A 14,028-nucleotide genomic window follows, 5' to 3' on the forward strand; every position below is an offset into this window, starting at 1 on the left:
TACACTTGCTCCTGAACAAATCGTTGCCGGGTTGGCTAAACTTGCTGTTAAGGTTGGTTGTATTGTTACTACTACTGTAAAGGTTACTGTATTACATGCTGCTGCATTCGTCGCCGTTACCGTATAAGTAGCTGTGCCGTTGGCTGCTCCTGAGTTTGTCAATGCTCCTGTCGAGAATTGTGCTACACCGGTTGCCTGTGCTGCCCCACCACTGATTCCTGCACTCATCGTTGGCAGCGTCCAGGTGTAGGTTGTACCTGCGATATTGGCTGTTGGTGCAACTGCTGCTACACTTGCTCCTGAACAGATCGTTGCCGGGTTGGCTAAACTTGCTGTTAAGGTCGGCTGTATTGTTACTGTTACCGTAAAGGTTACTGTATTACATGCAGCTGCATTTGTTGCTGTTACTGTGTAAGTCGCTGTTCCGTTGGCTGCTCCAGCGTTTGTCAAGGCTCCAGTTGAGAATTGTGCTACTCCAGTTGCTTGTGCTGCCCCACCACTGATTCCTGCACTCATCGTTGGCAGCGTCCAGGTGTAGGTTGTACCTGCGATATTGGCTGTTGGTGCAACTGCTGCTACACTTGCTCCTGAACAGATCGTTGCCGGGTTGGCTAAACTTGCTGTTAAGGTTGGTTGTATGGTTACTACTACTGTAAAGGTTACTGTATTACATGCTGCTGCATTCGTTGCCGTTACCGTATAAGTCGCTGTGCCGTTGGCTGCTCCTGAGTTCGTTAATGCTCCTGTTGAGAATTGTGCTACTCCTGTGGCCTGTGCTACGCCACCACTGATTCCTGCACTCATTGTTGGTGCTGTCCAGGTGTAGGTTGTTCCTGCGATATTGGCTGTTGGTGCAACTGCTGCTACACTTGCTCCTGAACAGATCGTTGCCGGGTTGGCTAAACTTGCTGTTAAGGTTGGCTGTATTGTTACTACGACTGTAAAGGTTACTGTATTACATGCTGCTGCATTCGTTGCCGTTACCGTATAAGTCGCTGTGCCGTTGGCTGCTCCTGAGTTCGTTAATGCTCCTGTTGAGAAAGTTGCTACACCGGTTGCCTGTGCTGCCCCACCACTGATTCCTGCACTCATCGTTGGCAGCGTCCAGGTGTAGGTTGTTCCTGCGATATTGGCTGTTGGTGCAACTGCTGCTACACTTGCTCCTGAACAGATCGTTGCCAGGGTTGGCTAAACTTGCTGTTAAGGTTGGCTGTATTGTTACTACGACTGTAAAGGTTACTGTATTACATGCTGCTGCATTCGTTGCCGTTACCGTATAAGTCGCTGTGCCGTTGGCTGCTCCTGAGTTCGTTAATGCTCCTGTTGAGAAAGTTGCTACACCGGTTGCCTGTGCTGCCCCACCACTGATTCCTGCACTCATCGTTGGCAGCGTCCAGGTGTAGGTTGTTCCTGCGATATTGGCTGTTGGTGCAACTGCTGCTACGCTTGCTCCTGAACAGATCGTTGCCGGGTTGGCTAAACTTGCTGTTAAGGTTGGTCTAATCGTTACTACTACTGTAAAGGTTACTGTATTACATGCTGCTGCATTCGTTGCCGTTACCGTATAAGTCGCTGTGCCGTTGGCTGCTCCTGAGTTTGTCAAGGCTCCTGTTGAGAAAGTTGCTACACCGGTTGCCTGTGCTGCCCCACCACTGATTCCTGCACTCATCGTTGGCAGCGTCCAGGTGTAGGTTGTTCCTGCGATATTGGCTGTTGGTGCAACTGCTGCTACGCTTGCTCCTGAACAGATCGTTGCCGGGTTGGCTAAACTTGCTGTTAAGGTCGGTTGTATGGTTACTACTACTGTAAATGTTACTGTATTACATGCTGCTGCATTCGTTGCTGTTACTGTGTAAGTCGCTGTTCCGTTGGCTGCTCCTGAGTTCGTTAATGCTCCTGTTGAGAAAGTTGCTACACCGGTTGCCTGTGCTGCCCCACCACTGATTCCTGCACTCATCGTTGGCAGCGTCCAGGTGTAGGTTGTTCCTGCGATATTGGCTGTTGGTGCAACTGCTGCTACACTTGCTCCTGAACAGATCGTTGCCGGGTTGGCTAAACTTGCTGTTAAGGTCGGTTGTATGGTTACTACTACTGTAAAGGTTACTGTATTACATGCTGCTGCATTCGTTGCTGTTACCGTATAAGTCGCTGTGCCGTTGGCTGCTCCTGAGTTTGTCAATGCTCCTGTTGAGAAAGTTGCTACACCGGTTGCCTGTGCTGCCCCACCACTGATTCCTGCACTCATCGTTGGCAGCGTCCAGGTGTAGGTTGTACCTGCGATATTGGCTGTTGGTGCAACTGCTGCTACACTTGCTCCTGAACAAATCGTTGCCGGGTTGGCTAAACTTGCTGTTAAGGTTGGTCTAATCGTTACTACTACTGTAAAGGTTACTGTATTACATGCTGCTGCATTCGTTGCCGTTACCGTATAAGTCGCTGTGCCGTTGGCTGCTCCTGAGTTTGTCAAGGCTCCTGTTGAGAAAGTTGCTACACCGGTTGCCTGTGCTGCTCCACCACTGATTCCTGCACTCATCGTTGGCAGCGTCCAGGTGTAGGTTGTTCCTGCGATATTGGCTGTTGGTGCAACTGATGCTACACTTGCTCCTGAACAGATCGTTGCCGGGTTGGCTAAACTTGCTGTTAAAGTCGGTTGTACAGTTATAGCAAAAGTAAAAGGTGTACCTGTACACCCTGCTGTAACAGGAGTTACAGTATATGTTACAACACCATTCGTTGTACCATTATTTGTTAATGTTTGAGAAATTGGTGGAGAAGAAGCTACTGCATTATCTGAAAAACCTGTAATAGTTCCAGATGTTGGAGCAGTGGTTATTGCTGCTGTCCATGTATAGGTAGTTCCCGCAATATTAGAGGTTGGAGTCCTGCTAAAACTAGCTCCAGAACAAATGGTTTGATTTCCAGGATTAGTTATTACCATTGTAGGCTGAACAGTAATGGCAATAGTAAATGGTGTACCATTACAACCGTTGGCCACTGGAGTAATAGTATAAGTAACCACCCCATTTGTTGTACCTGTATTTGTTAAAGTTTGACTGATAGGTGCAGCTGATGCTACTGCATTATTTGTAAATCCAGTAATAGTTCCTGCAGTTGGGGCAGTCGTGATTGCTGCCGTCCATGTATAAGTAGTACCTGTTATATTTGAGGTAGGAGTCCTACTGAAGCTTGCACCCGAACATATAGTCTGAGGACCTGGGTTTGTAATTACTATTGTTGGCTGAACGGTTATATCAAAAGTAAATGGCGTTCCATTACAACCGTTTGCAACAGGGGTAATTGTGTAGGTTACAACACCGGAGGTTGTCCCAGAATTAGTTAATGTTTGCGTAATAGGAGCAGCTGATGCCACAGCATTGTTTGAAAAACCAGTAATAGTGCCCGAAGTTGGGGTAGTTGTAATAGCTGCAGTCCATGTATAGGTTGTACCTGCAATATTTGAAGTGGGTGTTCTACTAAATGCAGTACCAGAACATACGGTCTGTGGACCAGGATTAGTAATTACAATCGTTGGCCTCACAGTAACATCAAATGTAAAATTTGTACCTGCACAAATTCCATTATAAGGGGTCACTGTATATCTAACTACCGCACTGGTTGTAGTGTTATTAGTTAATGTCTGAGAAATAGGCCCGCTTACTGCTGATGCTTGATTTGAAAAACCTGTGGCTGTTCCACTCTGCAATGCTGAAGTCCAGGTATAAGTTGTTCCTACAATGTTTGTGGTTGGAGAAACAGAAAAAGAATTTCCTGAACAAATGGTTTGACCAACAGCACTAGCAGTAGGAATTGGAGTAACTGTTACTGAAGTTGTGGCAGTTGCTGAACAATTATCCACATCTCTTGCTGTCACCGTGTAAACCGTATTTGCAACAGGAGAAACACTTATTGGTGAACCTGTTGAAGCAGTATTGGTCCATGTATATGTATATGGTGCAGTGCCTCCTGAACCTGTAGCTGTTAAAGTCGCAGACTGGCCTTCACAAATTGTTTGAGGTGCTGATACGGAAACTGCAACCGGTGGTACAATAACCTGAGTAATTTGACTTATAACTGAACACTGAACATCATCAACTGTAGCTGAGGTTGTGGCCATTCTAATCCTGTAAAGCTTTCCACTTAAAGCTGAAACAATTGGTGTTGGGAGATTGATCGTAACATTCATGGTGGTACCGACATAAGTACCCTGTAATACCCCGGTTACATCTTGCCATGTTACTCCATTATCAATACTTTCTTGCCATTTATACCAATCATGTTCAGAATTAGGATCAGTTACAGAAGCTGTTATTGTTTCATTAGTAGCTCCTAAACAAGCCACTGTCTGACCACTTAATACAATATCCAAGGGGCATTTATTAACAGTAATATCATCTATTAACCAGTCATTTCCGTTTCCACCCGGAGCATTATTCCTTATACTAAAAATTGCCTGATTTGTGGTAGGACCAGTTTTAAAAGAAAATCCCACCAAATTCCAGTTAGGGTTGGTAATATTTCCAGTTATGTGCTGAATTACTCCATCAATTAAAAATGAAAAATTTGGATAGATATGAGTTGAGTAATAAGCTGGATCAATTAGGTTTCTTACATAAGCAGTAAAATTGTACTGTGTGTTTGGACAAAGATTTAAAATAGTCTGTTCTACAACCACATCTGGGTTGTGTGAAGCATTTACTACCATCATATATCCACCGGTATCCCCCGTTGTATGATCCTCCGAAATTATCCAAGTTCCAAAAATATTACCTCCAGGTGATGCTCCGTTACAATCAGTGGTATTTGCAATCGAATAAAAACCATCATTCGGAGCATTGCAAGATGGAAGTGAATATCCATATCCAGTAACATTAGTACCCAAGACTGGTCCTGCGACAGTTGCACCACTACCAAAATCACCATTAGGAAATAGATTAGGTACTGTAGGTCCTACCGAACAAATTGCAGATGCGGGACATGCAGTACCTGTATTTGGAACAGTAACAATTCTTTCACTAAAGCAATAAATTCCACCTCTAATTACTCTAACATAATAGGTACCTGCTTTTAATCCTGTAATTGTGTTTGATGATAAAGTATTAACTGGAGTAAATGTCCTGTTGGCTAGTGAAATCCAGGAAACCTGATCTGTTGAATTAACGCCTAAAAGTTGAATAGCCCCTGTGGTTGCAAAACAACCATTAGAACCTGTAATATTCTCGCCAGTGTAAAAACTAGTTGTTTTTGATTCTATTGTAATATTGACGGTTCTACAAATAATTTTTGAAGTATAATCTCTTAAAAATAGAAGATAGGTTCCAACTCCCAAATTAGGATAAACCCGGTAGCCACGGTACCAGGTAATTCCATCCATACTAGACTCATAATTATTTCCACCAAATTCATCTACTGTAATATTTCCATCAGTATTGGAACAACCCGAAGGATTTAAGGGTCTGATATCAACAACAGTTCCACAATATCCAGCACAATTAGTGTTTAGAATTACATTTGTAGTGGCTGTATTGGTACAACCATTCGAACCCATTGCAGTAACAGTATAAATACCTCCGGAAGAACCCGTGGCCAATAAGGCCGTTGTATTTTGTGAGGAACTGGTAAATCCTGATCCACTGGACCAAGTATATCCGGTTGCCGTTGGAGAACCTGAAACGCTTGAATTTAATTTTACTAAAGTACCCAAACATTGGTTTGCTGTTCCACCCAAACTACTGGTATTATTTGCACTCACATTTGGTCTTGGTAAAACCGTAATAGTCTGTACATTAGAATTTGCAGGGTTACAACCATTACCAGCAGCATTTACCACTACCCTGTAATATCTTGTATTGGTTGTTGCTGTAGGAATTAAATAATTATTATTGGTTTCACCTGAAATATTTGTAAAAGGTCCTCCAACTCCTGTGGATGATACCTGCCATTGATATGTAAAAGGCCCAACACCATTAGTTATTGTTGAATTAAGATAATAAACCCCATTAATACAAATTACTGCACTACTTGGCGTAATTGAAACCGAGGTCTGAGGAACAATATTTAATGTAATAGAAGGTGAATATTGGGTTCCACAACCTGTACCTGAGGTTATTACTCTCAATCTATAATATATCGTTCCGGATGTGGCAGTTGGAGGAGTATAATTTATTGATGTGGCACCACTAACATCATTCCATGAACTAAATAATGATGTTCTTGATTGCCATTGATAACTTATGGTTCCCGTGGCATTTTGTACATCTCCTTGTAATTGAGTACTACCACCAATACACACGGGTTGGTTAGTAATCCAGGCATTAACAGTATGAACATCATTTACCTGAACACCAACTGAATTTGTTAATTGCAAACCACAAGAACTAAAATTCACTAAAATTCTGTAATAATTTAATCCGGTGGAGTCTGTATATGCATTATAGGTTCCCCCAGTTGCCCCTGACAAATTTGAAAAAGTAGAATTATCCTGTGAAACTTGCCATTGATACGAATATGCACCACTAACTCCACTCACTGTTGGTGTGATGGTTTGAGTAGCATTTAAACAAACTTCTGTTAATGCAGGATTTAAAGTTATTGAACCTGGATTATGAACAGTAAAAGTACTGCTAGGTGAAACCGCATAAGAACAACCAACCCCTGTCATATATGCAATTACTCTATAATAATAATTTCCCAGAGTGCTAACTGGTGGAAAATAAGTAGAGGCAGTTTGACCCGAAAGATCAGCCCAACCTGATGTTCCATTGGGTGATTGTTGCCATTGATATGTAATTGACCCTACTCCATTAGATACACTTGCGTTTAATGTATCAACCGTACCAATACATGTAATGTAATCTGGAGCAACCACTGCTGCTGATGGAGTAGATACTACTCTAATTTTAAATACATTAGAAAGTCCGGGAGTACAAGCTCCGGAAGAACCCGTTACTCTGAGCCTGTAATAATATGATCCAACAGTAAGAAAAGAATTGCTAAAGGTGGTTCCTGTAGCTCCAAAAATATCAGCCCACCCAGTTGTTCCATTCGGCGATTGCTGCCATTGATAAGTATAAGTTCCGACAACATCAATAGTACTGCTAATGGTTGAAGACCCATTTACGCAAATTAAACTATCGGCAGTATTAATTACCACTCCAGGACTACTCACCACATTCACCACAACATTTCCAGTGGCAGTACATCCAGCGTTGTCTGTAACTGTCAAAGTATAGGTTGAGGTAGAAGTAGGACTCACTGTTTTTGTAGAGCTTGACCCACCACCACTCCAAGAATATGAGTATGGTGAAACACCAGAGCTTGAAGAACCAGAGATAACCACCGATGTACCTGCACAGGTTACCGGATCTGAAATCATATTTAAACCTTGTAAAATATTTCCATCATTCAGCGTGGCGGTTGAAATTGTAGTGGTACAACTATTTCCTGAAGACCATCTTGCCCTTATACTATATGAGCCTTCAGCAAGGCCGCTAATTGTATAAGTTCCTACATTATCATTTATGGTTGTATAAGTGCTTCCTCCATTTATACTTAAGCTTATCTGGGTTTGTGCAGGATCATCATTTATTGTAAATTCGATACTTCCGTTAGAAAAACCACAGGTATTATTTACAAATGTCCTGGAAACCGAAGGACTCGCCGTAACTGTTACATTGGTAGTATAAGTCTGAGAACAACCACTTCTGGTAACAGTTAAGGTATAAATTCCTGTTGCTGCTGAGGTTGCATTGTTGATACTTGGTGTGCGACTTGTACTACTAAAGCCATTGGGTCCAGCCCAACTATACGAGGCACTACTTACACTCCCAGCAGTAAGATCCAAATCCTGGCCTGAGCAAATAGGAGAATTAGAAGTAGCACTTGAAGTAAATGAGGCTGGTTGAGTTAATGTTGTGGTTGCGGTTGCCGTACAACCATAAGAGTCTTGCAATGTTATTGTATAGGTCCGGCTGTTAAACTTGAAAAATTTGGAGATGATTGAAAAGCACCTCCATTTAAACTATATAGATATACGGGGGTGGTCAAAGACGATGGAATAAATGGCCGTACAGCAGAAGGAGGTAAAATTTCAAATGGAGCCCCAGTTGGATCCCCGGGTCTTGACCAACCCACAGCAAGGTTATCTCCACCACCACCTTCTTTGTGCAAAATCTCAAAATAATAAATTTGTCCAGCAGTAAGAGTAATAGCCGCTGATTTTTGATTTGCCGGGTATTTATTCCATTCCTCTGGATTGGTCCAACCCGGTACGGTGGCAATTTGTACCCTATTAGCTGCTGAGCTCGTTGTACTTAACCAAAGCTCACTATTATCATCCGAAGATATCCAAAAGTAATACGTTCCTGTTGTTCTGGGTACAATATAGCCAATCATTCTTGAACCATAGGTATCCAAAAAATTGGAAGGTGCTTTTGCTGAATTAATCAGCATCGAACTATTTGGACTATTGGGATAATTGGAATTACTGGTTAAATCCACAACAGCCGAACCGGGTATATTTTCGAAAATCTGGTAACTAAGACTTCCGGTACCCCCGTTTCCAAAAGTTCCTGTTGCTGCGATACTACCATTATTTGCTCCAAAACAAGAAATATTTGTTCCAGTCAGAGAAACGGAAGGTGGCAAACAAATAACAGGAGTGGCTGATACAGTAATATTTTTAGAAATTGAAATAGAATAGCCGTTTTTTGTAACTGTTAAAGTATAAATACCACTATTTAAACTCTGGGCATTAGGAATAACCGGACTTAGGGAAGTACTTGAAAAGCCGCTGGGTCCAGTCCATTGATATGTAATAGGTGTGTGCTCATATATTGTAATATCATCTATTGCAAAGTCGTTACTATCATTGTTATTGTTAGATCTTGAATTTCGAATAGAAAATACCACTGCTCCTGTAGTTGTCGCAGTATAAGTAGCAGTTAATGTTTGTGTCCAACCATTATCAGCAGTTGTGTTTACTGCTGTGCCCAATGCAGTGGTTCCTTCATACCAACTTACAATAGGCAAATTTTGATCATCAACCGCATTTACGTAAGCACTTAAATCATAGGTATTTCCTGCAGTCACATTGATAGTAACATACCAAACTCTGTCATTGGGCGTATTTCTTGAATCGATAAGAAACATCATACCGGCTCCGCCTCTTCCCCTGAAGTCATTATCTGCTCCACCCCAAACATCTGTTGTACGATTATCTATCCATCTCCTGGTCCCACCTAGATCAGTAGAAAAACCATTTATACCTGCATTGAAATCCCCGTTTGTAATTTGATCAATTAACCAATTATCATATGTTCCCGTAAATGCAAGATTGATTGAATTACCGGCTGTAATTGATGCCGGGGTAGTTATGATATGGTCAGTGACAATTTTGGAAACAATATTTGAAGTTCCTTCCCAGCTTCCTGAAGTAGCATTCCGGGTCAATCTTCGATAATATGTGGTAGTAGTAATTGTGGCTGGATTATAAGTTAAAGAATTTGAACTTGCAATATCAGTCCATGTGGTCCCGTTGGTACTGTATTGCCATTTATATTCAATTGTGCCACTTGTGGCAGTAGCCGCTGCAACACTCGTGATAATGGCCGGATCATAACTGTTAGGAAAAACTTCATTTCCGGCAATTTCTCCGGAATAGTTGATAACTGCAAAAGCATTTTGTGAGACAAACCAAAAGAATAACAAAAACAGGCAAACCCTCACTTTTGAGTAAGGAAATGCCTTTGAGCCATCCGGCTGATTATTTTGATATCTTTTTTGTAAAAATTGCACTTATACCTTTTGGATTTTAACTCCAACTTACAGAACTAAATGCCCTGTATTTTTTACAAAAGGATTCAAAAATTGTGCCACTAAAACTTTATGATTTTTACTTATTTTATAACAACCAACTAGTCAAATAATTACAATAAAATATTTTTTCCTTTTTTTTGAAAAATATATAATTTCAGGAAAATTTCACCCTCATTAAATCGTGTTAATTTTACATAATTCTGACCTCTGATTTTTAAAACTTTTTCAAAAAATAAACAAATATTTGAGTTTTTTTTTTGCAAAAAAAAACACCCTTTTGAGGTGTCTTTTCCTTTTAACCAATTCTATAAATTAACCCATTTTAATCAGTATTTTCACGGAGATAATCAACCAATCTTGCTCCGATTCTCCTCGATAATTTAAAAACTTCTCCCGTTGATAACCTTACCAATTTTGCCCCTTTTTCTTCGATTATTTCATCTACAAATTTAAGATTAAGCAATAAACCTTTTCTTGCCAAATAAAAATCATACACACCTTCAAGGCGTGAAGTATAGTGTTTTAAGGTAAAAGAGCTACATATATACCCTTTGTCATCGAGTCTGATCATGGAATAATTGCCAGCAAAACTTTCAATGTATTTGATGGAATTAAAAGCTACGGCATGCTTACCATAGTTAAATATTAACTTGTCGCTGGTAACCTTTTTTTGATAATTGTTCATGACATTAGTAAAATTTTAATTGAGGGGTTAATTTTTCTCCTGTTCCCCAATATTTTGGGTCTTTGTGAAATCTAAATAACACATTTAAACTTTCATGGTCAACCTACATTAAACCGTTTACCCGAAATTCTGAGTAAATGGTAGAAATTGATAAATATTTGACAAATCATTACATTTGTAAAAAAATAGATTTCAAAATGCCCATCATAGCCCCTTCAATATTAGCTTCTGATTTTGCCAATCTTCAAAAAGAAGCCGAAATGATCAACCAATCAGCTGCTGACTGGTTTCATATTGATGTAATGGACGGGGTTTTTGTACCTAATATCAGTTTTGGGATTCCTGTAACAGAGGCCATTAAAAAGCATGCTAATAAGCCACTGGATGTACATTTGATGATTGTAAATCCTGAAAAATACATTGAAGATTTTGCAAAAGCCGGTGCTGACTTAATAACCGTTCATTGGGAGGCTTGCCCGCATATCCACCGGACTTTGGCTCAGATCAAAGAAGCCGGTTGTAAAGCTGGTGTTGTGTTAAATCCGGCTACTCCGGTCTCTGTCCTTCAGGATATCATTTCCGACTGCGACATGGTATTATTGATGTCGGTTAATCCGGGTTTTGGTGGTCAAAAATTCATTGAAAATACCTACCAGAAAGTAAAAGAATTAAAAAAGCTTATTTTGCAAAAAAATGCTGAAACCATTATTGAAATAGATGGTGGTGTCAATCTGGAAACTGGGGCTAAACTTGTAGAAGCCGGAGCGGATGCTTTGGTGGCAGGAAGTTTTGTTTTTAACCATCAAAATCCTCTGGAAATTATTTCAAAACTCAAATCCTTATAAATCCTGGGGCATTTTTTACTCCTAAAGTTTATTATTTAGGTCTTTAAGACTCCAAATCTAATTTTCAGTACCCAATTTTTAGATTTTTTGTACTCTTTTTATCTGAAAATGGCTAAATTCGCAAAATTTTTCAGAGAACGTTTACCAATAAAATCAAGATGATTGAAGATATTTTTGATAAAGTAGTCAATAATATGGGGCCTATCGGCTCACACGCTCATTATTCACATCATTACTATTCATTCCCAAAACTTACCGGCGAACTAGGACCATATATGTCGTTTAACGGCAAAAAAATGCTCAACTGGTCGCTAAACAACTACCTGGGTTTGGCCAATCATCCGGAAGTTAGAGAAGCTGATGCTAAAGCAGCTGCAGAATATGGTCTTGCCTATCCTATGGGTGCCCGTATGATGACCGGAAATACTGAATTGCATGAGCAGTTTGAAAAAGAACTGGCAGAGTTTGTAGGAAAAGAAGATTCCTTTCTCCTCAATTATGGTTACCAGGGTGTTATGTCTGTGGTTGAAGCCATGGTTGACCCCCGTGATGTCATCGTTTATGATGCCGAATCGCATGCCTGTCTGATTGATGGTACCCGTCTTCATCGTGCCAAAGGAGGAAAGACCTATACCTTTAAGCACAACGATATGGAAAGCCTCGAAAAAAACCTAATACGTGCTACTAAACTAGCTGAAGAGCAAGGAGGTGGAATAATGGTGATTACCGAAGGTGTTTTTGGGATGTCTGGAGCTGTAGGTAGTCTTGATAAAATTGCCGAGTTAAAGAAAAAATTCAAATTCAGGCTATTGGTTGACGACGCCCATGGATTCGGAACAATGGGGAAAACCGGAGCAGGTGTACCTGAGCATTTTGGTGTTCAGGATGCTGTAGATTTACATTTCTGTACTTTCGCAAAATCAATGGCGGCTATCGGTGCTTTTATTGCGGCAAAAAAAGAGATTGTAATGTACCTGAAATATAACCTCAGATCTCAAACTTATGCCAAAGCTCTTCCAATGCCTTTTGTTTTAGGTGGAATGAAACGTCTGGAGCTTATCAAGAAAAACCCTCAGCTCAAAGACCAGCTCTGGACCATCGTAAATGCACTGCAGGATGGGTTCAGAAAAAGAGGCTTTGAAATTGGCAATACAACCTCACCGGTTACACCTGTATTTTTGCAGGGAGATTATGATTTGCCTACAGTAACCAACCTTATCAAAGATTTAAGGGAAAATATGGGTATATTCTGCTCAATTATCGTATATCCTGTTGTACCTAAAGGCGTAATCTTACTCAGGATAATTCCAACCGCTTCGCATACCCTTGAAGATGTAGAATATACTATGGATAAGTTTGAAGAAGTTAAAAAGAAGCTGTCTGAAGGTGCTTATAAGCCCGAATAATAAAAAAAACAGTGTTTTATCCCATTTTTTCAGAAAAAAATAAAATTATTCTAAAAATTAAATTTGGTTATTTGAAAATAATATTAAATTGCACGGAAAACGTATTATTAACACTTAAAACCCCTTTAAATTCATGAATAAGTATTCTGAACTTTATGATTTGGTAACTTCTTTGAAAGATGACTTTGACAAATTTTATGACAAGAAAAACAAGGCCGCCGGTACCAGAGTTAGAAAAGGTATGCAAGATGTAGGTGCGTGGGCAAAAGCAGTAAGAGCTGAAGTTCAGGCAATGAAAAATGCAGGTCTTTGATTTTCTAAATGTGAATCTTAAAGAAATTATGAAAGCCGTTCCCAAAAAGGACCGGCTTTTTTTGTGTCAGTATTTTTTAATATAATTCTTCATTAATAAGTGTCCCCACGCCTCTGATGGTCATTTTACCGGTTTCTTTATTGATTACCTGTGTTGCTATCTGAGCAACATGTTTTGTAGCATCAACGCTTATCACTTCAAAAACTACCTGATAAGGCACATCAACTATCATAGGTCTCAAATATTCCGTTTCCTGTTTCATATAAATCGAGCCGGGACCTCCCGGAACCTCCATACCCAAAAACCGTGTAAATACACTGCTACTAAGGTGTCCGTGTATAATCGGTACCTTAAACTTGGTGGTGGCTGCGTATTCGGCATCAAGATGTATGGGATTGTGGTCCCCAGTTAAATCAGCAAAAGCTTGTACATCAGCCTGTGAAAAACTAAAATCGTGTTGAAATTTCGCTCCTACGGGTATTTTTTCTTTCATTTCTGGTTTACTTATAAAATTTTCTCAAAAATAGAAAAAAACTAGCTGGTATGGTCACTTACAATCACCCATTTTCCATCAATTTTTTTAAATATTAATGTAAAAAAACCACCCACATCACCTTTCTCAGGACGGGTTAGATGCCATTGACCCAAAACCCAGGCCGATTTTTTGGAATGAAAATCAATTTCTTTGATATCAAACTTAAGTTGGCCCATTGTGGCACGATCAGGATAACTTTTAAGATAGCGGTCAAGGGTGGCATTCCATCCTTTTACAACTCCGTTTTTTCCTATAAACTTGAGCTCATCTGATTTCCAATAGTCCTGCATAAACGTCTCGATGTCTCCTTTGTTCCAGTTTTCCTGCTGACGATTTAAAACCTCCATGATTTCTGATTTTTTTTGAGCAAAACCTGAAAAACTCATCCAGATGAATACGATTATTAAAAATACTTTCCCCATTTTTGTATA

At 40.2% G+C, this 14,028-nt stretch carries 8 protein-coding genes; 3 read left to right on the forward strand and 5 right to left on the reverse strand.

Annotation, left to right across the window (positions count from 1 at the left end; genetic code table 11):
* Window positions 1-955 precede the first annotated feature (955 nt).
* From IPP61_19030 to IPP61_19040, 3 genes are all read right to left on the reverse strand, one after another.
* Entirely contained in the window at window positions 956-7,948 is a 6,993-nt protein-coding gene (locus IPP61_19030; protein ID MBL0327222.1) for a hypothetical protein, read from the reverse strand.
* Window positions 7,949-7,950: 2 nt separating this feature from the next.
* Window positions 7,951-9,792: a hypothetical protein gene (locus IPP61_19035; GenBank protein ID MBL0327223.1), complete on the reverse strand. Its 1,842-nt coding sequence runs from the start codon at window positions 9,790-9,792 to the stop codon at window positions 7,951-7,953.
* Window positions 9,793-10,135: 343 nt separating this feature from the next.
* Complete coding sequence (locus tag IPP61_19040; GenBank protein MBL0327224.1) at window positions 10,136-10,498, reverse strand: hypothetical protein; 363 nt, start codon at window positions 10,496-10,498, stop codon at window positions 10,136-10,138.
* A gap of 197 nt (window positions 10,499-10,695) precedes the next feature.
* Between IPP61_19040 and IPP61_19045 the strand changes: the two genes are divergently transcribed.
* The 3 genes from IPP61_19045 to IPP61_19055 all read left to right on the forward strand — a co-directional run bounded on the left by IPP61_19045 (window position 10,696) and on the right by IPP61_19055 (window position 13,062).
* Window positions 10,696-11,343, forward strand: coding sequence for a ribulose-phosphate 3-epimerase (locus tag IPP61_19045; protein MBL0327225.1), 648 nt, complete (start codon window positions 10,696-10,698; stop codon window positions 11,341-11,343).
* A gap of 158 nt (window positions 11,344-11,501) precedes the next feature.
* On the forward strand, window positions 11,502-12,749 hold the full coding sequence (locus IPP61_19050) for a pyridoxal phosphate-dependent aminotransferase family protein (GenBank protein ID MBL0327226.1): 1,248 nt from the start codon (window positions 11,502-11,504) through the stop codon (window positions 12,747-12,749).
* 133 nt (window positions 12,750-12,882) lie between these two features.
* A complete protein-coding gene (locus IPP61_19055; GenBank protein ID MBL0327227.1) occupies window positions 12,883-13,062 on the forward strand; it encodes a histone H1 in 180 nt (59 codons plus the stop codon).
* Window positions 13,063-13,138: 76 nt separating this feature from the next.
* Here the strand turns inward: IPP61_19055 and IPP61_19060 are convergent, their stop codons facing one another.
* Window positions 13,139-13,555, reverse strand: a complete 417-nt coding sequence (locus IPP61_19060; GenBank protein MBL0327228.1) for a MaoC family dehydratase — start codon at window positions 13,553-13,555, stop codon at window positions 13,139-13,141.
* Window positions 13,556-13,596: 41 nt separating this feature from the next.
* Complete coding sequence (locus IPP61_19065; GenBank protein MBL0327229.1) at window positions 13,597-14,019, reverse strand: nuclear transport factor 2 family protein; 423 nt, start codon at window positions 14,017-14,019, stop codon at window positions 13,597-13,599.
* Between the last annotated feature and the right edge of the window lie 9 nt (window positions 14,020-14,028).

Source organism: Cytophagaceae bacterium (assembly GCA_016722655.1).
Taxonomy (GTDB): domain Bacteria; phylum Bacteroidota; class Bacteroidia; order Cytophagales; family Spirosomataceae; genus Leadbetterella.